The 24,553-nt window shown below is 63.4% G+C and carries 21 protein-coding genes; 10 read left to right on the top strand and 11 right to left on the bottom strand.

Translation table 11 applies throughout. The features are described 5' to 3' along the window. Positions 1–142: 142 nt before the first annotated feature. Positions 143–1,540, top strand: coding sequence for an MATE family efflux transporter (locus tag NYR54_RS04250; RefSeq protein WP_261514464.1), 1,398 nt, complete (start codon positions 143–145; stop codon positions 1,538–1,540). A 91-nt stretch (positions 1,541–1,631) separates the two neighbouring features. After that, the gene (locus NYR54_RS04245; protein WP_261514297.1) at positions 1,632–2,642 is read left to right on the top strand and encodes a DUF1176 domain-containing protein; all 1,011 of its coding nucleotides are present in this window, start codon (positions 1,632–1,634) and stop codon (positions 2,640–2,642) included. A gap of 21 nt (positions 2,643–2,663) precedes the next feature. Here the strand turns inward: NYR54_RS04245 and murI are convergent, their stop codons facing one another. Both murI and NYR54_RS04235 read right to left on the bottom strand, forming a co-directional pair. Beyond that, positions 2,664–3,494 (bottom strand): glutamate racemase, encoded by an 831-nt coding sequence (gene murI / locus NYR54_RS04240; RefSeq protein WP_261514296.1) that lies wholly within the window; start codon positions 3,492–3,494, stop codon positions 2,664–2,666. An 8-nt stretch (positions 3,495–3,502) separates the two neighbouring features. Continuing rightward, entirely contained in the window at positions 3,503–4,291 is a 789-nt protein-coding gene (locus tag NYR54_RS04235; RefSeq protein WP_261514294.1) for an RNA methyltransferase, read from the bottom strand. Positions 4,292–4,439: 148 nt separating this feature from the next. Here NYR54_RS04235 and NYR54_RS04230 point away from each other — a divergent pair, with 148 nt between their 5' ends. Further along, positions 4,440–5,651, top strand: coding sequence for an NADP-dependent isocitrate dehydrogenase (locus NYR54_RS04230; RefSeq protein ID WP_261514293.1), 1,212 nt, complete (start codon positions 4,440–4,442; stop codon positions 5,649–5,651). Between the two features lie 3 nt (positions 5,652–5,654). Then, positions 5,655–6,296: a glutathione S-transferase family protein gene (locus NYR54_RS04225; RefSeq protein ID WP_261514292.1), complete on the top strand. Its 642-nt coding sequence runs from the start codon at positions 5,655–5,657 to the stop codon at positions 6,294–6,296. Between the two features lie 145 nt (positions 6,297–6,441). On the opposite strand, the gene alaS is transcribed toward NYR54_RS04225, so the two are convergent. Both alaS and recA read right to left on the bottom strand, forming a co-directional pair. Further along, entirely contained in the window at positions 6,442–9,102 is a 2,661-nt protein-coding gene (gene alaS / locus NYR54_RS04220) for an alanine--tRNA ligase (protein ID WP_261514291.1), read from the bottom strand. A 245-nt stretch (positions 9,103–9,347) separates the two neighbouring features. Next, entirely contained in the window at positions 9,348–10,430 is a 1,083-nt protein-coding gene (gene recA / locus NYR54_RS04215; protein WP_261514290.1) for a recombinase RecA, read from the bottom strand. 232 nt (positions 10,431–10,662) lie between these two features. Here recA and NYR54_RS04210 point away from each other — a divergent pair, with 232 nt between their 5' ends. Both NYR54_RS04210 and NYR54_RS04205 read left to right on the top strand, forming a co-directional pair. Next, a complete protein-coding gene (locus tag NYR54_RS04210) occupies positions 10,663–11,604 on the top strand; it encodes a carbohydrate kinase family protein (RefSeq protein ID WP_261514289.1) in 942 nt (313 codons plus the stop codon). An 18-nt stretch (positions 11,605–11,622) separates the two neighbouring features. Beyond that, on the top strand, positions 11,623–12,540 hold the full coding sequence (locus tag NYR54_RS04205) for a pseudouridine-5'-phosphate glycosidase (RefSeq protein ID WP_261514288.1): 918 nt from the start codon (positions 11,623–11,625) through the stop codon (positions 12,538–12,540). 21 nt (positions 12,541–12,561) lie between these two features. On the opposite strand, the gene NYR54_RS04200 is transcribed toward NYR54_RS04205, so the two are convergent. Next, complete coding sequence (locus tag NYR54_RS04200; protein ID WP_261514287.1) at positions 12,562–13,215, bottom strand: YiaD family glycine zipper/OmpA-like lipoprotein; 654 nt, start codon at positions 13,213–13,215, stop codon at positions 12,562–12,564. Between the two features lie 119 nt (positions 13,216–13,334). Continuing rightward, positions 13,335–14,165, bottom strand: a complete 831-nt coding sequence (locus NYR54_RS04195) for an aldo/keto reductase (protein ID WP_261514286.1) — start codon at positions 14,163–14,165, stop codon at positions 13,335–13,337. A 147-nt stretch (positions 14,166–14,312) separates the two neighbouring features. Between NYR54_RS04195 and NYR54_RS04190 the strand changes: the two genes are divergently transcribed. Next, a complete protein-coding gene (locus tag NYR54_RS04190; RefSeq protein WP_261514284.1) occupies positions 14,313–15,254 on the top strand; it encodes an acetyltransferase domain-containing protein in 942 nt (313 codons plus the stop codon). Between the two features lie 43 nt (positions 15,255–15,297). Further along, positions 15,298–15,777: a methyltransferase family protein gene (locus tag NYR54_RS04185; protein ID WP_261514283.1), complete on the top strand. Its 480-nt coding sequence runs from the start codon at positions 15,298–15,300 to the stop codon at positions 15,775–15,777. Between the two features lie 9 nt (positions 15,778–15,786). Here NYR54_RS04185 and NYR54_RS04180 read toward each other — a convergent pair whose 3' ends face one another. From NYR54_RS04180 to dnaE, 4 genes are all read right to left on the bottom strand, one after another. Continuing rightward, positions 15,787–16,173 (bottom strand): MerR family transcriptional regulator, encoded by a 387-nt coding sequence (locus tag NYR54_RS04180; RefSeq protein WP_261514281.1) that lies wholly within the window; start codon positions 16,171–16,173, stop codon positions 15,787–15,789. A gap of 141 nt (positions 16,174–16,314) precedes the next feature. Beyond that, positions 16,315–17,538 (bottom strand): UdgX family uracil-DNA binding protein, encoded by a 1,224-nt coding sequence (locus NYR54_RS19265; protein WP_423738564.1) that lies wholly within the window; start codon positions 17,536–17,538, stop codon positions 16,315–16,317. A gap of 195 nt (positions 17,539–17,733) precedes the next feature. Next, positions 17,734–18,969 carry a putative DNA modification/repair radical SAM protein gene (locus tag NYR54_RS04165; RefSeq protein WP_261514279.1) on the bottom strand — a complete coding sequence of 412 codons (1,236 nt, stop codon included), beginning with the start codon at positions 18,967–18,969 and terminating at the stop codon, positions 17,734–17,736. A gap of 139 nt (positions 18,970–19,108) precedes the next feature. Beyond that, on the bottom strand, positions 19,109–22,576 hold the full coding sequence (gene dnaE / locus NYR54_RS04160; protein WP_261514462.1) for a DNA polymerase III subunit alpha: 3,468 nt from the start codon (positions 22,574–22,576) through the stop codon (positions 19,109–19,111). Positions 22,577–22,826: 250 nt separating this feature from the next. Between dnaE and NYR54_RS04155 the strand changes: the two genes are divergently transcribed. Further along, on the top strand, positions 22,827–23,954 hold the full coding sequence (locus NYR54_RS04155; protein WP_261514278.1) for an S-(hydroxymethyl)glutathione dehydrogenase/class III alcohol dehydrogenase: 1,128 nt from the start codon (positions 22,827–22,829) through the stop codon (positions 23,952–23,954). Between the two features lie 8 nt (positions 23,955–23,962). After that, positions 23,963–24,148: a hypothetical protein gene (locus NYR54_RS04150; protein WP_261514276.1), complete on the top strand. Its 186-nt coding sequence runs from the start codon at positions 23,963–23,965 to the stop codon at positions 24,146–24,148. A 111-nt stretch (positions 24,149–24,259) separates the two neighbouring features. Here NYR54_RS04150 and NYR54_RS04145 read toward each other — a convergent pair whose 3' ends face one another. Continuing rightward, the gene (locus tag NYR54_RS04145; protein WP_261514275.1) at positions 24,260–24,427 is read right to left on the bottom strand and encodes a hypothetical protein; all 168 of its coding nucleotides are present in this window, start codon (positions 24,425–24,427) and stop codon (positions 24,260–24,262) included. Positions 24,428–24,553 lie beyond the last annotated feature (126 nt).

Below are 24,553 nucleotides of genomic sequence, written 5' to 3'. Positions count from 1 at the left end.
GCCGCTAAACTGACCGAAAAGACAAATTGACTTGTCTGGCGCGCGGTGGACGATTAAGCAACCGGCAGGCGAATTGCATCCACGCATCGCCGAATACTGGCTGCGGCCTGTGAGCCGCTACGATCCACGGGAAATGCTGGTTATGTCGGCCCTGGCTATGGGCGCGGGCGCGCCCCCGGTCAATCTCTGGCTTTCCGAAGCGCGCGCCACGCTGGCGCTCGCCTGGCCGATGATTCTGACCAATCTGGCACAGACCGCCATGACCGTGACGGACGTGATGATGCTGGGGCGGCTTTCACCGGAAGCGCTCGCCGCCGGAACGCTGGGTCACAATCTCTACTTCATGCCAATCATCTTTGGCCTCGGCCTCCTGACAGCCGCCTCTCCCATGATGGCGAGCGCGCTCGGCCGTAAGCTGCATTCGGTGCGCGAGGTGCGGCGCACGGTGCGTCAGGGCCTGTGGCTCGCGGTGATCGTTTCCCTGCCCATTTGGGCGGTCCTCTGGCACACCGAGGACATTCTCCTTGCGATGGGGCAGGACCAGGAGCTGAGCGCCGAAGCAGCCGGCTATATGCGTGCGCTGCAATGGGCCGCCCTGCCCTTCTTCAGCTATGTCGTGCTTCGCTCCTTCATTTCAGCGCTGGAGCGGCCCCGCTGGGCGCTGGTCGTCGCCTTCCTGTGCGTCGGCTTCAATGTGCTGGCCAACTGGGTGCTCATCTTCGGGAATCTCGGCTTCCCCGCCTACGGCGTGGTTGGGGCCGGAATGGCCACCACGCTTTCCAGCGTCTTCCTGTTTCTCGGTTTGACCGCAGTGGTCTCACTCGACCGGCAATTCCGGCGCTTCAGCATATTCGGCCGGCTGTGGCGGCCAGATTGGCCGCGCTTCCGGTCGATGTTGCGTCTCGGCTTGCCGATCGCGGCCATCCTCACCTTCGAGGTGTCGATCTTCAACGCGGCCGCCCTGTTGATGGGACTGATCGACACAGTCTCGCTGGCCGCACACGCCATAGCCATCCAGATCGCGTCGGTGAGCTTCATGGTGCCAATGGGCCTTGGCCAGGCGGTCACCGTCCGGGTGGGCCGCGCCTATGGTGCGCAGGATGCACTCGCCATCACGCGCGCGGGCTGGACCGCCTTCGCAATGGGCGTCAGCTTCATGGGCTGCATGGCGCTCCTGATGCTTTTCGCGCCACGGCTGCTGATCGCGGGCTTTCTCGACCTTTCGGCACCGGAGAATCAGCCCGTTATCGCCATGGCGGCGACGTTCCTGGCCTTTGCCGCCTTGTTCCAGATCTTCGACGGGGCACAGGCCGTGGGAAGCGGCATGCTGCGCGGCCTGCATGACACCACGGTGCCCATGATCTATGGTGCCATCGGCTATTGGGGCGTTGGCCTGCCCTTGGGCGTCGTCCTGGCCTTTCCGCTGGGTTTTAAAGGGATCGGCATCTGGATCGGCCTTTGCGCGGGGCTCTCCATCGTCGCCGTGCTCCTGGTCTCGCGCTGGCTCGGGCGTGAGCGGCTGCTGCCTTTCGCGGCGTAAACGCCAGCCTCTGCGTCTCCTGTACCGGCGCGAAGCATGTTATGGAGAATACGAAGACCGCAACCCGCCGCACGGCGGAACGGAGCCGCTCATGCTGTCACGCCTTTTCCTTACAGGCGCCATTGTCGCGCTCGCTCTTTCCTCGGCCGGTGCGCAGCCGGCCTATCTCGATGACCGGTCCAACCCGGTGATGCTGATCCGTTCGCTCTACAACGCGATCAACCGGAAGGAATATGCCCGCGCCTACGCCTATTTCGAGGAACCGCCTGCCCCAACGCTGACGGAATACGCTGCGGGCTATGCCGATACAGAGCATGTCGAGGTGGTGACCGGCACGGCGACCTCCGAAGGAGCCGCCGGCAGCATCTTCTATTCGCTGCCCGTCGCTCTCGAGGCGCGCGGCACCGATGGCGAACACCGGATGTATTCCGGCTGCTATACATTCCGCTTCATCCAGCCCGCAGCACAGACGACACCCTACAGGCCGCTTTCCATCGTCCGCGGGGAGATGCAGGAGGGAGAGCCGGCGGAAGGCAACCTGGAAGACCTTCTGCCTCCAAGCTGCGGAGACGGCGAGCCTGTCTCCGTCGATCCCCTGCTTCAGAAGGCCGAACGGATCTTCGAAGCCGCCTATGGAGATATTTGCGACGAGGGCCTCGAAAGACAGCCGGAAAAACATGCGATACGCGGTAGCGCTGACGACGGGAACGAGGCGACTCTCATCCGCTTCCGTTGCGTTCAGGGCGCCTATACGGAAGGTCACGTCTATCTGCTCTATGATGGGAGCGGCACGCTTACGCCCTTGCACTTTGCCCTACCCGAGCTCGAAATCCGCTACGAGAACGACGACCCGGAGGCCGCCGTCGAGGAGATTCGGGTGATCGGCTACAGGGCGTCCTTCATGCTGGCCGATTCATTCTTCGATCCGCAGGAGCTGAGCATCACATCCCACGCCAAATGGCGGGGCGTCGGAGACATCTCTTCGACCGGCAAATGGCTTTACAGGGAACACGACTTCACGCTGGTGCGATATGACGTGGATGCCAGCCGTGACGGCGAGATCAATCCCGAAACGGTCATCGACTACGAGATCGCGCCGTAACATAAGGCGCCCATCACCTGCCTACGTGTACGATTGGCCTATATTCTCCTCCGCGACGCGGAAACCGAAGCCCGCAAACAGCCTCAGGAGATTTGCGGCCGGGCGGCGGGAGGTGAAAAGGGCAATATCCGGGCCCTCCGCTGGGCGGGGCCTGGACAGTTCCTGCGCGAGCGTCAATGCGCGTCTTGCTATCGCTTCGGAGGTATCGATCCAGTCGACCGGCCAGGGCGCTGTCTTGCGCATCCGGTTGACCAGGAACGGATAGTGGGTGCAGGCGAGCACCACGATATCCGTGCGTCGCTCGCCATGTTCCAGGAAGCAGGGAGCGATTTCCGCGCGCACGGCTTCCTCGTCCACGAAGCCCTCACGCATATATTGCTCGGCAAGCCGGGCAAGATTCTCACTGCCCACAAGCCTTACGTGGCACTTTGCGGCGTATTGGGCGATCAGATCGCGCGTGTATTGCCGTCTCACCGTACCGGGTGTCGCAAGCACCGAGACGAGGCCGGAGCGGGTGCGCTCGGCCGCCGGCTTGATGGCCGGCACCGTGCCTACGAAATGCTGGCCGGGATAGGCCGCGCGCAGATCGGAAATTGCGAGAGTGGAGGCGGTGTTGCAGGCAATGACAATGAGCGCGGGCGAAAAGCGGGATATCAGACGGCCGAACAGTTCGATCAACCGCGCCCTAAGCGCCTCCTCTTCCCAGGCCCCGTATGGGAACGCGGCATCGTCGGCCACATAGACATAGGCATGCTCGGGCAGAAGGATGCGCGCCTCCTTGACGACGGAAAGGCCGCCGATGCCCGAGTCGAAGAACAGGATGGGGCCGGAACTCGCGGCAGGCGCAGACATGGCAAAGCCTATCCTTCCCCCTCGCCGGCCTTGCCCTTCGGCTGTTTCGGCGAAAACTTCTCGAGTGACGTCAGCACGCCGCGCAGAACCGCAAGCTCCTCAACGGTGAAGCCCGGTCGCGTGAAGAGCGCCTTCAGATTGTCCATCATCTTCGGCTTCTTGTCCTCTGTGCGGAAATAGCCGCGCTCGGAGAGGACCCGGTCCAGATAGGCGAAGAGGCTGTCGAGATGCGCCCGCGTCGCGGGGGTCTGCTCGGGCGAGACGGGCTTTACGCCCTCCCCGCCTGCTTTCATCCATTCATAGGACATCAGAAGCACGGCCTGCGCGACATTGAGGGAGGCAAAGGCCGGATTGACGGGGAATGTGACGATTCCGTCGGCGGCCGCCACCTCCTCATTGGTGAGGCCCCAGCGCTCGCGGCCAAAGAGAATGCCCGTCTTCTGCCCACCGCCATGGCGCGCGCGCAGTTCTCTGGCCGCTTCCACGGGCCCGCGCACCGGCTTGAAATTGTCGCGGGGACGGGCCGTGGTGGCGAAAAGGAAATGCAGATCGGCAATGGCCGAGGCCACATCGCTGAAGACACGCGCGCCGTCGATGACGTGGTCGGCGCGGCTCGCTGCCGCCCGCGCCTTTTCATTGGGCCAGCCATCGCGCGGATTGACGAGCCTGAGTTCCGCCAGACCGAAATTGGCCATGGCGCGCGCGACCATGCCTATATTCTCGCCGAGCTGCGGCTCGACAAGGACGATCGCCGGGCCATTGGCGATGAGTTCGCGCTGACTGTCCGTACCTGCCATGGGCGTGCTGTTAGCCTCTTCCTGAAAGCAGGTAAAGCGGGCCGTTCAGCGCCTTTGCCAAGCGGCCGCGCAATGCTATAGGGGCGCGGTTTCCTGAAGACGAAGGTCTGTCGGCGGCTGGACCGCCCCTCCGGAGAAAGGCGTAAGCATGGCGAAAATCAAGGTGGACAATCCCGTCGTTGAACTCGACGGCGACGAGATGACGCGCATCATCTGGCAGCTCATCAAGGAAAAGCTGATCCACCCCTATCTCGATATCGAGCTCAAATATTTCGACCTCAGCATTCAGAAGCGCGACGAGACGGACGACCAAATCACCATCGACGCGGCAAACGCCATCAAGCAATACGGTGTGGGCGTGAAATGCGCCACGATCACGCCCGATGAGGCGCGCGTGAAGGAGTTCGGCCTCAAGAAGATGTGGAAGTCGCCTAACGGCACGATCCGCAACATCCTGGGCGGGGTGATCTTCCGCGAGCCGATCATCTGCAAGAACGTGCCGCGGCTCGTGCCCGGCTGGACCAAGCCGATCATCGTCGGCCGCCACGCCTATGGCGATCAGTACCGCGCGACCGACTTCAAGTTTCCCGGGAAAGGCAAGCTCACCATCAAGTTCGTCGGCGAGGATGGCGAGGTCATAGAGCACGAGGTTTTCGATGCACCCGGCTCCGGCGTGGCCATGGCCATGTACAATCTCGACGAGTCCATCCGCGATTTCGCCCGCGCTTCCTTCAACTACGGCCTGCAGCGTGGCTATCCGGTCTACCTTTCGACGAAGAACACCATCCTCAAGGCCTATGACGGCCGCTTCAAGGACATCTTTCAGGAGGTGTTCGATGCCGAATTTGCCGACCAGTTCAAGGAAAAGAAGCTCACCTACGAACACCGGCTGATCGACGACATGGTGGCCGCAAGTCTGAAATGGTCGGGCGGCTATGTCTGGGCCTGCAAGAACTATGATGGCGACGTGCAGTCCGATACGGTGGCGCAAGGCTTCGGCTCGCTCGGCCTCATGACGTCGGTGCTGATGACGCCTGACGGCAGGACAGTGGAGGCCGAGGCCGCGCACGGCACGGTGACCCGCCACTACCGCCAGCACCAGCGCGGCGAGGAGACTTCCACCAACTCGATTGCCTCCATCTTCGCCTGGACGCGGGGCCTTGCCCATCGCGCCAAGCTCGATGGCAACGATGCGCTGGCGAAATTCGCCGCCACACTGGAGCGCGTGTGCGTGGAGACGGTGGAGGCGGGCCACATGACGAAGGACCTGGCGCTGCTCATCGGCCCCGACCAGCCCTGGCTTTCCACCACCGGCTTCCTCGACAAGGTGGACGAGAACCTGCAGAAGGCGATGGCCTGAGGCATGACGGGCAAGCCGCGCCTCTTCGGGGCAGACTACAGCGTCTATGTGCGCATCGTGCGGCTTGCCCTCATCGAGAAGGGCGTCGACCACGAGCTCGTTCCGGTTGATGTCTTTGCGCCGGAGGGGCTGCCCGGCTGGTATCTCGATCTCCAGCCCTTCGGCCGCATACCGGCCTTCGCGCACGGCGATTTCCGCCTGTTCGAGACGACCGCGATCACGCGCTATGTGGACGAGGCCTTTGCCGGCCCGACGCTGCAGCCGAAGGAGGTGAAGCTCAGGGCGCGGATGAACCAGATCGTTGCTGTTCTCGACGCCTATGCCTACCGCACGCTGGTCTGGGACATCTATGTCGAGACGGTCTCGAAGCCGAAACGGGGCGCGGCTGTAGACGAAGCGAAGGTCGCCGCCGCGCTTCCCCGGGCCGCCACCTGCCTTGCCGCATTGACACGCCTCAAGACGGAGGGCCCATGGCTGTGCGGCGAACAGCTCACGCTTGCCGACCTGCATGCAGCCCCGATTTTGGCCTATTTCGTAAAGGCTCCTCAGGGGCTGGCGCTTCTTGAGCAGAATCCCCAACTGATGGACTGGTGGAGAAGGGTCTCCGGCCGACAGAGCTTCAAGGACACCGAACTGTTAAGTTGATCGGACCATTCCAACGTTAACGGGACGCTGGAATGATCCAAGTTTGTCGGCCGCAGTTCCCCGCGAAAACCGGCATCCACTTCTCCCGGGGTTGCGCGAAGCAGCTTGGATAGTCCGAAGCAGCAACCGGCCGCGGCGGGACGCTCTATCCCGCCAGCGCCTCCTTCACCGCGTCGATCGCGGCAGAAGCCTTGCTCGCATCCGGTCCGCCGGCCTGGGCCATGTCGGGGCGACCTCCCCCGCCCTGCCCGCCGATCGCGGCAGAGGCCCTGCGGACAAGATCCACGGCGTTGAAGCGATCCGTCAGATCGTCGGTGACACCGACCACCACGCTCGCCTTGCCCTCCTCGGACGTGCCGACGAAGACAACGACGCCGGAGCCGAGTGCCCTCTTGCCCTCATCCGCAAGCGGCTTCAGGTCCTTGGGCGAAATGCCTGTCACGATCCGGCCCATGAAGCCGACACCGCCGACCTCCTGCCGGCCGGCGCTCGCATCCTGCGCGCCGCCGCCAAGCGCGAGCTTCTTGCGGGCCTCGCTCAGCTCGCGCTCCAGCTTGCGGCGCTCCTCGAGCAGCGTTTCGAGACGGGGAACGACCTCCCCGGGCGCCACCTTCAGCACCGCCGCCACCCGCTTCAACTGGCGCTCCTGTTCGTCCAAATAGCGCCGCGCAGCCGCACCCGTCAGCGCCTCGAGCCTGCGCACACCTGCGGCCACCGCGCCTTCCGACACGATGTGCACCAAGCCGATGTCGCCCGTGGCCGATACATGGGTGCCGCCGCAGAGCTCGAGCGAATAAGGCTTGCCCACCTTTTCGCCCTCAATGGCCGTGCCCATGGAGACGACGCGCACCTCGTCACCATACTTCTCGCCAAAAAGCGCCATCGCACCCGCGGCAATGGCATCGTCCACGGCCATCAGGCGTGTCGTGACCGGTGCATTCTGCAGCACGATGGCATTGGCCATGTCTTCGACGCGGGCAAGCTCTTCGTCGGTCATGGGCTTAGGATGCGAGAAGTCGAAGCGCAGCCGGTCCGGCGCCACGAGCGAGCCCTTCTGCGCAACATGGGTGCCCAGAACCTGACGCAGCGCCTCATGGATGAGATGGGTCGCCGAATGATTGGCGCGGATGCGGAAGCGACGGTCATGGTCGACCCGCAGCGAGACCGGCTCGCCGGTCCTCACCTCGCCCTTTGTCACCCTGCCGAAATGCACAAGCAGGCCTTCGCCCTTCTTTTGGGTATCGGAAACGGCAAAAGCGAAATCCTGGCCTTCGATGACGCCCGTATCGCCCACCTGTCCGCCGGACTCGCCGTAAAAAGGCGTCTGGTTGGTGACGAGCGCCACCTCCTCGCCCGAAGCGGCGCTTTCGACGATGGCGCCGTCCTTAACGATCGCCGCGACCACGCCTTCGGCCTGCTCCGTCTCGTAACCGAGGAACTCGGTCGCGCCCACCTTGTCCTTGACCGTGAACCAGACCGCCTCGGTGGCAGCCTCGCCGGAGCCTGCCCAGCTCGCGCGCGCCTCGGCCTTCTGACGTTCCATGGCGGCCTGGAAGCCTTCGATATCGACGCCGATCCCGCGCTGGCGCAGGGCATCCTGGGTCAGGTCGAGCGGGAATCCATAGGTATCGTAGAGCTTGAAGGCGGTTTCGCCGTCGAGCCGGTCGCCCTCGCCCATGTCGCGCGTGACATCGGAAAGCAGGCCGAGGCCGCGGACCAGAGTCTTGCGGAAGCGCGTCTCCTCGAGCCTGAGGGTTTCGGTGATCAGCGCCTCACCGCGCTGAAGCTCCGGATAGGCTTGCCCCATCTCGCGAACCAGCGCCGGCACGAGGCGCCACATGAGCGGCTCTTCGGCGCCGAGAAGCTGGGCATGCCGCATGGCGCGCCGCATGATGCGGCGCAGCACATAGCCGCGTCCCTCGTTGGAAGGCAGAACACCGTCGGCGATAAGGAAGCTCGCCGCGCGCAGATGGTCGGCAATGACCTTGTGGCTGGCGCGCTGCTCACCTTCGGCACGCACGCCGAGCGCCTCCTCCGAAGCATGGATCAGGGCCCGGAAGAGATCGATGTCGTAATTGTCGTGGACGCCCTGCAGCACGGCGGCAATCCGTTCCAGCCCCATGCCGGTATCGATGGAGGGCCGAGGAAGGTCGATCCTCTCCTGCGCGTTCACCTGCTCGTACTGCATGAACACGAGGTTCCAGATCTCGATGAAACGGTCTCCATCCTCGTCCGGGCTGCCCGGAGGGCCGCCGGGGATATGCTCGCCATGATCGTAGAAGATTTCCGAGCAGGGGCCGCACGGACCCGTATCCCCCATGGCCCAGAAATTGTCGCTGGTGGGAATGCGGATGATACGGTTCTCGGGAAGGCCCGCGATCTTTGCCCAGTATCCCGCCGCCTCGTCATCCGTGTGGTAGACGGTGACGAGAAGCCGCTTGGGGTCGAGACCGAACTCCTTCGTGACGAGGTTCCAGGCCAACTCGATGGCAACGTCCTTGAAATAGTCGCCGAAGGAGAAGTTGCCCAACATCTCAAAGAAGGTGTGATGCCGGGCCGTGTAGCCCACATTGTCGAGGTCGTTGTGCTTGCCGCCGGCGCGCACGCATTTCTGGGCCGTGACCGCGCGGCTGTAGGGCCGAGTCTCCAATCCCGTGAAGACGTTCTTGAACTGCACCATACCCGCATTGGTGAACATGAGCGTCGGGTCGTTGCGCGGCACCAGCGGGCTTGAGGGCACCACCTCGTGCCCGTTCTTTCTGAAGTAGTCGAGAAATGTCGACCGGATGTCGTTGACGCCGCTCATGTTTTGCCTTTTGCGAGAAACCCGCCTGCAACGGGGACAAGAGATCGCAGCCTTTTAGCGCCGGTGCCCTCGGCTGTCCAGAAATCCGCTGCCGGGAATTCGAGCGAATGGCTGCCCGAGAAATACTGGCCACGGCGGCGGGGGAGGTCCGTCAAGACCTACCCCCGCTGCAAAGGCTCTCTCTCGAAGAAATCAGGCAGGCTACCCGGTCTGGGGCAATGGCAAGAGGCGGGATCTGCCGCCTCTTACCCTTCGGCCGCGTCGTCCATCTCCTCGCCGCGCGTATCATCGAGGAACCGCTCGGCGATGAGACCCGCATTCTGCCTCAGCGCTAGTTCGATCTCGCGCGCGATTTCCGGATTGTCGCGCAGAAACTGCTTGGCGTTCTCTCGGCCCTGCCCGAGGCGCTGGGAGTTATAGGAGAACCAGGCGCCGGACTTCTCCACCACACCGGCCTTCACACCCAGGTCGATGAGCTCGCCCGTCTTCGACACGCCTTCGCCATACATGATGTCGAACTCGACCTGCTTGAAAGGCGGCGCCAGCTTGTTCTTGACCACCTTAACCCGCGTCTGGTTGCCGACGGTCTCCTCGCGATCCTTCACCGAACCGATGCGGCGGATGTCGAGGCGCACGGAGGCATAGAACTTGAGCGCGTTGCCGCCCGTCGTCGTCTCCGGAGAGCCGAACATGACACCGATCTTCATGCGGATCTGGTTGATGAAGATCACCATGGTGTTGGAGCGGGAGATGGAGGCGGTGAGCTTGCGCAGGGCCTGGCTCATCAGCCGCGCCTGCATGCCGGGAAGGGATTCGCCCATCTCGCCCTCGATTTCGGCTCGTGGCGTGAGGGCCGCGACCGAATCCACGACGATCACATCGATGGCGCCCGACCGCACGAGCGTGTCGCAAATCTCAAGCGCCTGCTCGCCCGTGTCGGGCTGCGAAATCAGAAGATTCTCAAGGTCAACCCCGAGCTTTCGTGCATAGACCGGATCGAGCGCATGCTCGGCGTCAATGAAGCCGCAGATGCCGCCCTTCTTCTGCGCCTCGGCAATGGTGTGGAGCGCAAGGGTGGTCTTACCCGAGCTTTCCGGCCCGTAAATCTCGATGATGCGGCCGCGCGGCAGGCCGCCGACCCCCAGCGCGATGTCGAGGCCGAGCGAGCCCGTCGAAACAGTTTCGATCTCGACGACCTGGTCGTTGGCGCCGAGCCGCATGATCGAGCCCTTGCCAAAAGCGCGTTCGATCTGCGAAAGCGCCGCGTCCAATGCCTTGGTTTTATCCACCGAGTTGTCCTCTACCAGCCGCAACGTATTCTGAGCCATGATACAACACCCTTTGCTCGTCAATGGAGGCCAGCGCTGCCAATCTCCCAATGTTTTTTGTACCTCTTTTGTTCCGATTTGGCAATAGCCACAAGCCATTGAAAACCAAGGGAAACCCAATTTTGTTCCGAATTTGTTCAAATATGAGGCTACCCGCATGCGCGGGGCGGTTCGGCGCGGTGCCGACCGGCTTTCGCCTGTTCGGAGGCGGGAAGATTCGCCGGAGGGTGCCGTGAGCAGGCCGCGCCTTCTTGCCGCCGGGGGTGCGCATATCGACCGCAGGGGCCGACTTACCGTTGAATATGTAGCGGAGGCCTCCAATCCAGGCCAGATGCGCGAGGATGTGGGCGGCGGCGCCTTCAATGCCGCCCGCTGGGCGGTTCGCCGCGACATTGCGGTCTCGTTGGTTTCGCTGCGGGGCGGCGATGCGTCGGGCGAACGGGTCGCTCTTGCGATCGAAGAGGCTGGCATTGAGGATCTTTCGGCAACCTATCTCGACCGGGCAACGCCAAGCTACACGGCCATCCTCACGCGGGAGGGAGAGCTCGTCACGGGCCTTGCCGACATGGAGCTTTACGAGATCGGATTTCCGAAACAGTTGAGGCGCCGCAAGGTCCGTGAGGCGGCGCGGGAGGCGGACGCGCTTCTTGCCGATACCAACATGCCGGAGGAAGCACTCGCGCTTTTTGCGGGACTCGCGCCCGAAAAGCCGCTCTTTGCCATTGCGGTTTCCCCGGCGAAGGCTCCTCGCCTACTGCCTTCCTTCGGCCGCATCTCGTGTCTCTACATGAACCGCCGGGAGGCCTGCCGTCTTGCCGGCCTTTCTCCGGATGCCGAACCGCGTGCGGCAGCGGAGGCGCTTGCCTCTCTGGGTCTTAGCGCGGGGATCATCACCCGGGGTGGCAAGCCGACCGTATGCTTTGATCAAGGCATGCTGTTCGAGATCGCGCCACCGCCCGTGAGCCGTATCGCAGACGTGACGGGCGCGGGCGACGCGCTCGCCGGCGCGACCGTGGCGGCCCTCATGCGCGGGCTTTCGCTCGCCGAGGCCGTGCGTGAAGGCTTGGCGGCCGCCATGCTGACCGTGGAAAGCGAAGAGGCATCTCCCGAGACCGATGAGGCCGCTTTCCGGGCAGCCCTTGCGCAAGTACCCCAACCCCGCATGCTGACCTGATCAGGAACAGGAGATTCCATGGCCGCCGCCCTGCAGCATATCGACATTCATCCCCGCGTGGCCGAGGCTCTCGCAGCCGGGCGCGCGGTGGTGGCGCTTGAAAGCACCATCATCACCCATGGCATGCCCTGGCCGCAGAATAACGAAATGGCGATGGAGGTGGAGTCACTCATCACCCAGGAAGGCGCGGTTCCCGCCACCATCGCCGTTATCGACGGCCGGCTGAAGATAGGCCTTTCGGCATCGGAGCGCGAAGAGCTCGCGCAGCGGAAGGATGCGATGAAGCTCTCGCGCGCCGATCTCGCCTTCGCCATCAGCCAGGGTCGCACCGGCGGCACCACAGTCGCCGCTACCATGATAGGCGCCCATCTCGCCGGCATCCCCGTCTTCGCGACTGGCGGCATTGGCGGCGTGCATCGCGGCGCCGAAAAGAGTTTTGACATCTCCTCCGACCTTGAAGAGCTCGCCCGCACGCCCGTCATCGTCGTCTCGGCGGGGCCCAAGGCCATTCTGGATATTCCCAAAACGCTGGAGGTGCTGGAGACGCGCGGCGTGCCGGTTGTGGCCTACGGAACCGCCACCATGCCGGCCTTCTGGTCACGCGAATCGCCCTGCCCGGCACCGCTGCGCCTCGACAGCCCCGAAGCGATCGCCGAATTCCAGAAGACGCGTGCAGCTCTCGGCATTCCGGGCGGCATGCTGATCGCCAATCCTGTGCCGCGCCAGATGGAAATCCCGAGCGCCGAAATGGAGGCTTATATCGCCAGGGCCGAGGCGGATGCTGCGGCAGCCGGCATTGGTGGCAAGGCCGTGACCCCCTTCTTGCTGGGGCGCATCCTCGAGCTCACCGGCGGCCGCAGCCTCAAGACCAATATCGAACTGGTCAAAAACAATGCGCGCCTTGCGGCGCGCATTGCGGTTGCTCTTGCTTCCTGAACCTGTTGCCGCTGCGGCGGTTCAGCCGGCGGTCAGCGGCACTAACTTGATTTCCACGCGGCGGTTCTGCGCCCTGCCCTCCTCCGTCGCGTTCGAGGCGATTGGCTGCGTCGGCCCCATGCCGATGACGGCGAAGCGCTGGCTGTTGTTGCCCTGCGCGATCAGGTAATCGGCCACGGCCGCGGCCCGGCGCTGCGAAAGCCGCATGTTGTAGTCCGTGCTGCCGGTGGAATCCGTGTGGCCGATGACGTCCACGAGGGTCTGGTTGTAGCGTCTGAGCACCAGCGCCACGGAGTTCAGCGTCTCGTAGAAGGACGGCTGGATCGAGTCCGAATCGAAGGCGAAGGTGATGTTGGAGGGCATGTTCAGGATGATCTGGTCACCCACCCGGGTCACGCTGACGCCTGTGCCCTGAAGCTGCGCGCGAAGCTGCGCCTCCTGCTGATCCATATAGCCGCCGATCGCGCCGCCGGCGAGCGCGCCGATACCCGCGCCGAGAAGCGCGTTGCGACGGTCGTCGCCGCCTGCCAGAAGCCCGAGGCCAGCGCCTGCCAGCGCGCCCAGGCCGGCTCCCGCCGCCGTGTTCGAAATCTTCTGCTGCCCCGTATATGGATCGGTGGTGCAACCGGCCGTCATAGCCGCAATAAGACCGGCTGCAATCGTCTTCTTCAGCATCAAATCATCCTCTCCTGTCGTTGCCCCCTCCGCGGGCGCGCCGCTGGAATCAGGCTGTCCCTCGCGGTCTCCTTCTAGCACAAATGAGGTGAAAACCGGTATCCGAAGGCCTGACGGGCCTACGGGGTGTCCCAAACCGGTGAAAACGCGTAGTCGCAGATACGTTTGCCGGCTTTGCGCAGCGCGCCGATCGCTTCCATCTCCGCCGCATCGAGCGAGAAGTCGAAGATCGCAGCGTTCTCCGCCAGCCGTTCCTTACGGCTGGTGCGCGGGATGACGGCTACGCCTTCCTGCTGGACATGCCAGCGCAATACGATCTGGGCAGGAGTCTTCCCGTGGCGGGCGGCGGCCGCGGTGACGGCAGGCTCCTCAAGCAGCCCGCCGCCGCGATGGAGCGGACAGTAGGAGACCATCGCCATGCCGTTGGCGCGGCAGGCCGCGAGCACCTTGTCCTGATCCAGATATGGATGATATTCGACCTGATTGGCAACGAGCGGAGCCTCCGACAGGCGAACGGCCTCCTCGATCAGCCGCGTCGGGAAATTGGAAACGCCGATGTGGCGTGTCAGCCCACGCTCGCGCATACGGTTGAGGGCCGGAATGGTCTGGGCCAGCGGAATGTCGGGATTCGGCCAGTGGATGAGCAGGAGGTCCACATAGTCGAGGCCGAGCAGCTTGAGGCTTCTTTCAGTGGAGCGTTCCAGGTCGGCAGGCGCCAGTTCCGTCCACCATATCTTGGTGGTGAGAAAGAGCTGGTCGCGCGGGATGGCCGCATCGCGGATCGCCTTTCCCACGTCGGCCTCGTTCTCGTAAGAGGCCGCCGTGTCGACATGACGATAGCCGATTTCGAGGGCATGGCTGACCAGTTCCGTGCAGGCGTCCCCACGGAGGGTCCATGTTCCAAGTCCGATTGCGGGCATTGCGGCGCCGTTTGCATGCAGTATCTTCATAGCCTCATCCTCATCTTCAGCGGCAAGCTTTCCCCGTTCTTCTGCCGGTCGCCAATTGACGGCGGCGAACAATAGGCGTTTTCGTCCCGTTATCAAATCGCGGTCGGGCACACGCGCATATCGGCTGACAATGGGAGATGGCACAGAGTGCAACCGAAACGAACCCGCATCGAACTCGTGGACGTGGCACGCGGGGTGGCGCTCGTCGCCATGGCCATCTATCATTTTACATGGGACCTGGACTTCTTCGGCTATATCGCGCCGAACACATCCGTCACCGGCGGCTGGAAAATTTTCGCCCGGCTGATCGCCAGTTCATTCCTGTTTCTGGTTGGCGTCAGCCTGTTTCTGGCCCATAGGGAGCGGTTCCGCCTCCGGCCCTTTCTGAAGCGGCTGGCGGTGATCGCGGCGGCGGCGGCCACCATTACGGTCGTGACTTATTTCGTCACGCCCGAAGGCTTCATCTTCTTCGGCATTTTGCACCATATTACGCTCGCAAGCGTACTGGGCGCGCTCGCCTTGCGTCTGCCGATCCCCATCATTCTGGCGCTGGCGGTTTTCGCGATCGCCGCCCCGCACATCGTCCAGGCGCCGTTTCTTGATCAGCCTGTTTTCTGGTGGATGGGCCTGTCGTCGAATGTGCGGCCGAGCAACGACTACATACCGCTGTTTCCATGGTTTGGCGCCGTTCTGCTGGGACTTGCGGCAGCCAAGGCCTCGGCAAGAGCCGGGCTGATCGAGCGGCTCGGAAACTTGAGGCCCACCCGCAAGGTCCCGCTTCTGGCCGCGGCCGGACGGCATAGCCTCGTCTTTTACCTGCTTCACCAGCCGGTGCTTTTCTCTCTCGTCTGGCTGTTTGCGCTGATGATGCCGCCAACGCCCGATCCCGCACAGTTCCTGCAGGCATGCACCGGCGAGTGTGCGACGCGCAACGAAGAACCATTCTGCCGCGCCTACTGCGCGTGCGTGCTCGAGGAAGCGTCTGCGGCCGGGCGGCTTGGCGCGCTTTATTCCAGACAGGCTGATGACGAGACGCAGGCCTGGCTGGAGGATGTTGTCTTTCGCTGCAGCATGGAGAACTATGAATAGGGCTGTCGGAGCGGCTGCCCGGCTGTCATTTCGGAGGAGTCACATGAGCGGATCGTCTGAACAGGCGCCGAGCCGCATCGCCTGGCCACCGATTCTCTATCTGGCGGCCATCGCCGCCAGCATCGTGCTTCACCTCTTGGTTCCACTGCCCTGGTTCGGCTCGCCGCTTGCCGATCTGCTGTTTGCCGCGGGCTGGCTCCTGGTACTTGCCGCTGTATTTCTGGAGGTCGCTGCGATCCGCACTCTACACCGCAGCGGCACGACCATACGCCTGGACAGACGCGCCGAGCATCTCGTCACCAGCGGGCCCTACGCCTTCAGCCGCAATCCGATCTATCTCGGAAACACCGCCATCATGATCGGCGTCGGCTTCATCACGGGAATCATCTGGTTCCTGATCCTTGCGTTTCTCGCCGCCTTCGCGACGCAGAAGCTTGCCATCGAAGCCGAGGAACAGCATCTGGCGCTGCGTTTCGGCAAGAAGTACCGCGACTACCAGAAGAAGGTGCGCCGCTGGGTCTGAACCGATACCTCAGGTCTTCACGCCGAGTTCCGCAAGCCGTTCGACGCAGGATTCCTCGGCACGGTCGAGTTCGGCCAGCGCGTCCTCCAGATCGCGGCGCTTCTGGCGCAGGTGCTGCCGCTTCTCCTCGATCTTTTCGATCAGCAGGTTGAGCTGTGCGACCTCGCCGGGCGGCGTGTGGTAGATCTGGATGATCTCCCGGATTTCGCTGATGGAGAAGCCGAGGCGCCTGCCGCGCAAGATCTGGCGCACAAGATGCCGGTCGGACGGCCGGTAAAGGCGCGTGCGGCCGCGGCGCACCGGCTGAATCAGGCCCTCATCCTCATAGAAGCGCAAGGTTCGCGTCGATACCCCGAATTCGCGCGTCAATTCCGAGATCGTGTAGTAATCCCGCATTCTGATACCGCCCCATCTGTCTCCAAGCGCAACTCTCGTCTGAACTACGTAAAAGTCAATTTTGCGAACCGCCTGATGCCGCACTACGAAAAACAAACACACGGCCTATCATTATGATATCAATATGTTGCCCTCGTAAATTCAAGCTCCGCACCATGATTGTGCCGCCTTAAGATCCTCGACAAACCGGCCGTATTCTGCCTCCGCCGCGTTCTGGTCAGGTAATCGCAGCAGATAGGAGGGGTGCACCGTAACGAGAAGCGATATGCTGTTGAAAGGCACAACGAGTCCACGGTCGCGCGTCACCGCGAGGCGGCGGCCCGTAAGCCCGAGCGCGGCCGTAGCGCCGAGGGCGACGATTAGCTTCGGTTTCACCAGGGCAATTTCGCGCTGAAGCCAGAAGCGGCATTTGGCGACCTCACCTTCGCTCGGCTTGCTGTGCACGCGCCGCTTACCGCGCATCTCAAACTTGAAGTGCTTCACGGCGTTGGTGACATAGACTTTACTCCGATCGATTCCTGCGTCGGCTAGCGCGCGATCAAAGACCTGTCCGGCCGGCCCGACAAATGGCCTCCCCTCCAGGTCCTCATGGTCACCAGGTTGCTCGCCTACAAACATGAGGTCGGATTCGCGCGGTCCCTCGCCAAAAACCGCCTGGGTTGCAGGCGCGTGTAAGGGACACAGACGGCATGCCTCCACTTCCCTGCGCAAAGCGTCGAGCGGTTCCACCTTTCCTGCCGGCTCTTCAACCGCCGCCATGCGCTTCGCCAGCCTTTCGGCATAAGCAGGCGGCGGCTCGGGCGAGCAGGCGTTCATGTCGGTCACGCGCTTGCCCGCATTCCTGACGAGACCGCGGATCGAGGCCGTCTCGGGCATTGTCGCCCAGTGGCGCTTGGGCATCTGCGCCATCATCGCGCTGACACGCAGGCGCGCCGGGTTGAAGGTGGTGCGGTAATAGGCCGTCCACAGCCCATCGAGCACATTGTCATCCACCTTCGGCGGACGCGCCGCCGGCGGACCAAAGGTCAACCTTTTCTCTCGCCATGCGGCGGTACCGTCAGGCGTGGCGATCAGCCAGTCCATATTGTTGAACCTGTTCACGAAGAACGGCGTCGCCAGCCGGAGTATTCGATGCTGCGGTTCATGCCAGGTGGCGAAGAGCTCGGCTCCCTCCATTTCGCACCGGGCGAAACGCACATAGGCGTGCATGCGATAGACATCTCTATCGACGGCCTTGGCATACCGCACCGCGCGCATGGCATCGGAATCGGCGGGATTTTCGAGCAGATGCCGCTCGCCGCGGCTGATACGCCACAGCAGGCGGTAAAGCAGAGCGAAACGATCAGACGCGCGATGGCAAACCACCTTCGGGACAAGCGCGGCAAAGGCGCGGTACCGGCTGGCTCCCCATCATCTGCGGCCATTTCATCGAAGAGCTCTTCGGATTCTCCGCATGCGAAGATGACTTCCTCCGGCGGAAGGCCGCGCGCGAGGCAGCGCCGCGCCGCCTTGCGAAAGTCGTCCTCGCTGCAATCCTGCGGGAGCCTGACGGTCCGCATGTCAGGAAAACGCTAAAGAAAGCTGCCGCGGCGCAGGCACAAGACGCTCCTTGAGCCGGGCATCTTCGATGAGGGCGCCCGGCTTCCAATCGGGCGTCAGAATGAAGGGCTGTACCCGCTTGAGAGAGCCAGTTAGCCGCTTGAGTTCCGCAAGGCGCAGTGTGCCGTGCCGGCGCGCGGCAATGATGCGGTCGGCGGCGCGCGTTCCAATCCCCGGGACGCGCAGAAGCATTTCACGGCTGGCGTGATTGATGTCGACCGGAAAGGCATCACGGTGAACGAGCGCCCAAGCGAGCTTCGGATCGATCGAAAGGTCCAGCATTCCGTCGGGAAGCGCATCGTCCAGTTCCACCAGCGAGAAGCCATAGAAGCGCAGCAGCCAATCGGCCTGGTAAAGTCGGTGCTCGCGCAGGAGTGGCGCTGGCCTGTCGGGAAGCCCAGACGCCGGATGGCCGGTCGGGGTGAAGGCGGAAAAATACACGCGCTCAAGCCTGTAAGAGGCGTAAAGCCGGGTGGTTGCGGCAAGGATATCGCGGTCGGTGGAGGAATCGGCGCCAACCACCATCTGTGTGCTCTGCCCGGCGGGTGCGAAACGCGCGGGCCGTGATGTTCCCATCCGCGATGGCTCAGCGGCAGCCTCAATACTGGCGCGCGTGCGTGCCAAGCCGCGCTTGATATCGAGAGCTGACTTTTCCGGAGCCAGCCTTTGCAGTGCGGCCTCGGTGGGCATCTCGACATTCATCGACAGGCGGTCGGCATAAAGCCCCGCCTCGTCCAGAAGCTCCGCGCTCGCGCCGGGGATGGTCTTCAGGTGGATATAGCCCCTGAATCCGTGCTCCAGGCGCAGCGCCTTTGCAACGCGCACGATATCGCTCATCGTGTCGTCCGCCGATCGCGCGATGCCGGAGGAGAGGAACAGACCCTCGATGCAGTTGCGCCGGTAGAGATCTAGCGTAAGCCGCACCACCTCCTCCACCTGGAAGCGCGCACGCGCCACATTGCTCGAACGGCGGCTGGGACAATAGGTACAATCGTAAATGCAGAAATTGGTAAGCAGGATCTTCAGGAGGGAGACGCAGCGCCCGTCGGGCGTGAAGGCATGGCATATGCCCTGCCCCGTCACGGAGCCGATACCCTTTCCGGCGTTGCGCTTTTCGCCACCGGAAGACGCACAGGAAGCGTCGTACTTGGCGGCGTCAGCCAAAATCTCCAGCTTCTGGAGCAGGTTGAGTGGCATGGCGGCACCTTTGTTCTTATTTTGTTCTCTTATACGCCCATAAGTGTGGCGCTGCAATGCCGCAGGCCGGCCACGTCGCCGCACCGGCTTTACTTCGCTTTTCCGCTATGTTCCGCCTGTCCCGTTCCGGAGACGGCGATCAGACCAGTTCCACCTCGACGACGCCAGGCACCGAGCGCATGGCCGCGGCGATCTGCGGGGAGATACGGTAGCGGTCGGGCAGCCCGATCTCGATTTCGCCCTGCCCGTCTTCCTTGATGACGATCAGGCTCACCTCTCCGTCGCCCTGTTTGACAAGCTGGGATGAGATCGCCGGCAGAGGAGCGGCGTCGCGCAGATAGACGCGCAGCGCCTTCTGCACGCGCCCGGCCTCCTCTTCGAGCGACTGGACCGACTGTATGCGCAAATTGATGCCCTCGGGCCTGTCCTCCGCCGAAACGACGATGACCACTGAGTTGCCCGGCTCCAGAAGATCGCGGTACTGCTGCAGCGTTTCCGAAAAAAGCACGGCCTCGTATTGGCCGGAGGCATCGGAAAGCTGCACGATGCCCATCTTGTTGCCCGTGCGCGTGCGCCGCTCCTGCTTGCCCGTTACCGTTCCCGCCAGGCGGCCGGCCGTGCTTCCGCGCTTCACCGCGGCCTGGAACTCGACCCAGCTTTGCACCCTGAGTTTTTCGAGTGTAGCCCGATAATCGTCGAGCGGGTGGGCGGAGAGATAGCATCCGACCGCCTGGAACTCGCGGTGCAATTTCTCTGCGGCCAGCCATGGTTTGGTCGCAGGCAGATGAATCTTCTGCGGCTCGAGCGCCGCCGCGCCGAAGATGTCGCCCTGCCCCATCGCCGCGTCCTCTGCCGCGCGCGCGGCCATGCCGAGCAGCCGGTCCACACCGGCAAAGAGCGCGGCCCGATCGTGGCCGAAGCAATCGAGTGCGCCAGCCTGGATCAGGCTTTCCAGCACGCGCTTGCCGACGATCCGGGGATCGATGCGCGCGCAGAAATCCTCCAGGCTTTCGAAGGGCTTCTCGTTGCGCTTCTGGACGATGTGCTCCACCGCCGCCTCGCCCACGCCCTTGATGGCCGCGAGCGAATAATAGATGCGGTTCTCACCCACTTCGAAGTCGCGATGGCTCGTTGCGACCGATGGCGAGACTACCTCGATGCCGAGCCTGAGGGCCTCGCGGCGGAAATCGTTGAGCTTTTCGGTGTTGGCCATGTCGTAGGTCATGGACGCGGCCAGGAACTCCACCGGATAATGCGCCTTTAGATACGCCGTCTGATAGGAGACGACGGCATAGGCCGCCGCGTGCGACTTGTTGAAGCCGTAGTCGGCGAACTTCGCGAGCAGGTCGAAGATGAAATCGGCCTGCCCCCTGTCGATCCCGCGCTCGACCGCCCCTTCCACGAAGCGGACGCGCTGCTTGTCCATCTCCGCGCGGATTTTCTTGCCCATGGCGCGGCGCAGGAGATCGGCTTCGCCGAGCGTGTAGCCGGAAAGCTCCTGCGCGATCTGCATCACCTGTTCCTGGTAGACGATGACGCCTTGCGTCTCCTTCACCAGGTGATCGATCTTGGGATGGATGGAGGCGATCTCCTCCTCACCGTGCTTACGAGCGTTGTAGGTCGGGATGTTCTCCATCGGGCCGGGACGGTAAAGCGCGACCAGCGCGATGATGTCCTCTATGCGGTCCGGCTTCATGCCGATCAGCGCCTTGCGCATGCCGGCACTTTCAACCTGGAAGACGCCGACCGTCTCGCCACGCGAAAGCATCGCGTAGGTTTCCGGGTCGTCGTAAGGGATGTTGGAGAGGTCGATTTCGATGCCGCGCCGGCGGATGAGCTTCACCGCCTTGTCTAGCACCGTCAACGTCTTGAGGCCCAGGAAGTCGAACTTGACGAGCCCGGCCGGCTCCACCCACTTCATGTTGAACTGCGTCACCGGCATGTCGGAGCGCGGGTCACGGTACATCGGCACGAGTTCGTAAAGCGGCCGGTCGCCGATCACTATGCCCGCCGCGTGGGTCGAGGCGTGGCGATAGAGCCCTTCGAGCTTCTGCGCGATCTCCAGCAGCGTGCCGACGATCGGCTCCTTCTCTACCTCCTCGGCGAAGCGCGGTTCGTCTTCGATGGCCTTCTTGAGAGGCGTCGGGTTGGCCGGGTTGGACGGCACCATTTTGCACAGCCGATCCACCTGCCCGTAAGGCATCTGCAGGACGCGGCCCACATCGCGCAGCACGGCGCGTGCCTGGAGCGTACCGAAGGTGATGATCTGGGCCACCTGCTCGTGGCCGTATTTCTCCTGGACGTAGCGGATCACCTCGTCGCGCCGGTCCTGGCAGAAGTCGATGTCGAAGTCGGGCATCGACACGCGGTCGGGGTTGAGGAAGCGCTCGAACAGTAGCGAGAAGCGTAACGGGTCAATGTCGGTGATGGTAAGCGCATAGGCCACCAGCGATCCAGCGCCCGACCCGCGGCCGGGTCCAACGGGAATGTCGTGCGCCTTCGCCCATTTGATGAAGTCCGAAACGATGAGGAAGTAGCCCGGAAACTTCATCCGCTCGATGATACCGAGCTCGTATTCCAGACGTTCGACATATTCCTCGCGAGAGTGGCCTTCCGCCACGCCCTTCGCTTGAAGGCGCTTTTCCAGGCCTTCGCGTGCCTGGCGGCGCAGTTCCTCGGCCTCCGCCTTGACAACGGCATCCGCGTCGGCCACGCCGCCCCCAGTGAACCGCGGCAGGATCGGCGCGCGGGTCTTGGGATAATAGGAGCAGCGCAGCGCGATCTCGACCGTATTGTCGAGCGCCTCGGGCAGATCGGCAAAGAGCGCCGCCATCTCGGCCTGCGTCTTGAGATAGTTGTCCGGTGTCAGGCGCCGCCGGTCATCGGCGGCGATCACCGTGCCCTCGGCGATAGCGATCAGCGCGTCATGCGCGTCGAAATCCTCGCGCGCGGGGAAGAAGGCCTCATTGGTGGCCACCAGCGGCAGGTCGTGCTGATAGGCAAGCTCCACGGTGACCGCCTCCAAGGCGCGGTCGTAATCCGCCAGCCGTTCTAGCTCGACATAAAGCCTGTCGCCGAACGTCTCCTTGAGGAAAAGCAATCTAGCCTCGGCGATCTCCGCCCGGTCGGCCTTGAGCGCGGTTCCAACCGGCCCGCGCGGACCGCCGGTGAGGCAGATGATTCCGTCGGCATGCTCGGCAAGCCAGGCCGTGGCCGCATGAGGGGCGGCACCCGCCTCATTGTCGAGATAGGCGCGGCTTACGAGCCGCACGAGGTTCCTATATCCGGTTTCCGTTGCGGCGATCAGTACCAGAGGGTCGTACTCTTCGGTATGCTTGCGCCCGCCCGAGCGTCGCGCCTCCGAAAAAACATCGTTGAACGCGACAGCGAGCTGGCAGCCGATGATGGGCTGTACGCCCTCCTTGGACGCCTTTTGCGCAAACTCCAGCGCGCCGAAGAGATTGTTCGTGTCGGCGATGGCGATGGCCGGCGCCTCATCGTTCAGCGCATGGTTGATAATCTTGCCGAGGGGCAGCGCGCCTTCCAGCAAGGAATAGGCCGAATGAACCCTGAGATGGATGAAATTGCGCTTTGGCCGCCCCTTCATGCGCTCCACTTCCGTTACCAGAGGATCATGCGCTTGCCGTTCGCCCGCCATGCCGGCTCCATACCGTGGACTCATATAGCTCATGCGATTGTCTCGGATCGCGCGCCTGAGGTCGAGTGGGCAGTCCTGTTGGCCACAGAAGTGATTTTGCACAATCGACGAGATGGACATAGCCACAGACGCCCGGACAGGCTTGCAGCGCGCCCCGTTTCCTGAAACTTTCCCATAAAACGGATCAGGAGGAAAACCGATGAAGACCCGTGCCGCCGTCGCAACCGCCGCTGGAAAGCCGCTTGAAATCATGGAGGTCGATCTGGAGGGGCCGCGCGAGGGCGAAGTGCTTGTAGAGGTAAAGGCTACCGGTATCTGCCATACGGACGACTTCACCCTTTCCGGCGCCGATCCGGAAGGCATTTTCCCGTCGATCCTCGGCCATGAGGGCGCGGGCGTGGTGGTCGATGTCGGCCCCGGCGTCACCAGCGTGAAGAAGGGCGACCACGTCATCCCACTTTACACGCCCGAATGCCGGCAGTGCCCCTCCTGCCTGTCGCGCAAGACGAATCTGTGCACCGCCATCCGCGCGACGCAGGGCCAAGGCCTCATGCCCGACGGCACGTCCCGCTTCTCCGTCGGCGGGGAGACGCTCTACCACTACATGGGCTGCTCGACCTTCTCCAACTTCACCGTGCTGCCCGAGATCGCGGTGGCTAAGGTCAACCCGGACGCGCCTTTCGACAAGATCTGCTACATCGGCTGCGGCGTGACGACCGGAATCGGCGCCGTCATCAACACGGCCAAGGTGGAGGTGGGCTCCACGGCCATCGTCTTTGGACTTGGCGGCATCGGCCTCAACGTCATTCAGGGTCTGAGGCTCGCCGGCGCCGATATGATCATCGGCGTCGATATCAACCCGGCCAAGAAGGAATGGGGCGAGCGCTTCGGCATGACGCATTTCGTCAATCCGAAGGAGGTGGAAGGCGACCTCGTGCCCTATCTCATCGACATGACCAAGCGCGGCGCCGACACGATCGGCGGGGCCGATTACACCTTTGACTGCACGGGCAATGTGACGGTGATGCGCCAGGCGCTGGAATCGGCCCATCGCGGCTGGGGCCAGTCGATCATCATCGGCGTGGCCGGCGCGGGCCAGGAAATCTCCACCCGCCCCTTCCAGCTTGTCACCGGCCGCGTCTGGAAGGGCACGGCCTTCGGCGGGGCGCGGGGGCGCACCGACGTGCCGAAAATCGTGGACTGGTACATGGAAGGCAAGATCGAGATCGACCCGATGATCACGCACACGCTGAAGCTCGAGGAGATCAACAAGGGCTTCGAGCTGATGCATGCGGGCGAATCGATCCGCAGCGTCGTCGTCTACTGATCGCAGCGGTGAGCGGGGCGAACACATGCCGCCGGGTTCGCGGCATACGGATTCACGGCATAATTGTCGCCGTCCCCGGCACCGCGATCGTTGTCCTTGCCGCCGGAAGCTGGCTGACGGCGGACAAGCTCATGGCCACGCTCGCGGTCGGCGCGCCGACGGCGCAGGGCAGCGGCTGGCCGGCGCAGCAGTAGCCGGAAGACATGGGCTTTACGGGCGACCCGCACACCGCCTATGGCTCTGATTTCGAGGAGATTCAGGTCCCTACCAAGCTTGGGTGGCTCCGGCGGTGGGCTTTTCCGCCATCATGGTGCCGACATGCGGCGCATGGGCATTCCTCTGGCGGCGCCGCTGGCGCGCAGCGGCCTGTTGGTCACGGCATGGCGGACGGTCTCGATTTCGCGAACGCCGATGTTACCGAAGACTTCGCCGCCTTTGCCGGCCCGCTCTTCCTCTCGCACGGACGCGCCCACAGCATCGTTCCGGTCGAAACGAGCGCTGGGGGCCGACCGACTACTTGCGAACGGGCACCGACCACATCCAGTCTTGGAAGGAGGACCCGGCACGCTACGAAGCCGCACTTCTGGCCTTTCTGCGCA

The organism is Chelativorans petroleitrophicus (genome assembly GCF_025398195.1).
GTDB lineage: Bacteria > Pseudomonadota > Alphaproteobacteria > Rhizobiales > Rhizobiaceae > Chelativorans > Chelativorans petroleitrophicus.
Note: the sequence above shows the minus strand (reverse complement) of the source record. Positions and strands in the feature narration are given on the sequence as shown.

Coding starts and splice junctions, on each gene's coding strand:
- NYR54_RS04250 (WP_261514464.1), top strand. CDS start 143: ATGTCGGCCCTGGCTATGGGCGCGGGCGCGCCCCCGGTCAATCTCTGG.
- NYR54_RS04245 (WP_261514297.1), top strand. CDS start 1,632: ATGCTGTCACGCCTTTTCCTTACAGGCGCCATTGTCGCGCTCGCTCTT.
- murI (WP_261514296.1), bottom strand. CDS start 3,494: ATGTCTGCGCCTGCCGCGAGTTCCGGCCCCATCCTGTTCTTCGACTCG.
- NYR54_RS04235 (WP_261514294.1), bottom strand. CDS start 4,291: ATGGCAGGTACGGACAGTCAGCGCGAACTCATCGCCAATGGCCCGGCG.
- NYR54_RS04230 (WP_261514293.1), top strand. CDS start 4,440: ATGGCGAAAATCAAGGTGGACAATCCCGTCGTTGAACTCGACGGCGAC.
- NYR54_RS04225 (WP_261514292.1), top strand. CDS start 5,655: ATGACGGGCAAGCCGCGCCTCTTCGGGGCAGACTACAGCGTCTATGTG.
- alaS (WP_261514291.1), bottom strand. CDS start 9,102: ATGAGCGGCGTCAACGACATCCGGTCGACATTTCTCGACTACTTCAGA.
- recA (WP_261514290.1), bottom strand. CDS start 10,430: ATGGCTCAGAATACGTTGCGGCTGGTAGAGGACAACTCGGTGGATAAA.
- NYR54_RS04205 (WP_261514288.1), top strand. CDS start 11,623: ATGGCCGCCGCCCTGCAGCATATCGACATTCATCCCCGCGTGGCCGAG.
- NYR54_RS04200 (WP_261514287.1), bottom strand. CDS start 13,215: ATGCTGAAGAAGACGATTGCAGCCGGTCTTATTGCGGCTATGACGGCC.
- NYR54_RS04195 (WP_261514286.1), bottom strand. CDS start 14,165: ATGAAGATACTGCATGCAAACGGCGCCGCAATGCCCGCAATCGGACTT.
- NYR54_RS04185 (WP_261514283.1), top strand. CDS start 15,298: ATGAGCGGATCGTCTGAACAGGCGCCGAGCCGCATCGCCTGGCCACCG.
- NYR54_RS04180 (WP_261514281.1), bottom strand. CDS start 16,173: ATGCGGGATTACTACACGATCTCGGAATTGACGCGCGAATTCGGGGTA.
- NYR54_RS04165 (WP_261514279.1), bottom strand. CDS start 18,969: ATGCCACTCAACCTGCTCCAGAAGCTGGAGATTTTGGCTGACGCCGCC.
- dnaE (WP_261514462.1), bottom strand. CDS start 22,576: ATGAAGGGGCGGCCAAAGCGCAATTTCATCCATCTCAGGGTTCATTCG.
- NYR54_RS04155 (WP_261514278.1), top strand. CDS start 22,827: ATGAAGACCCGTGCCGCCGTCGCAACCGCCGCTGGAAAGCCGCTTGAA.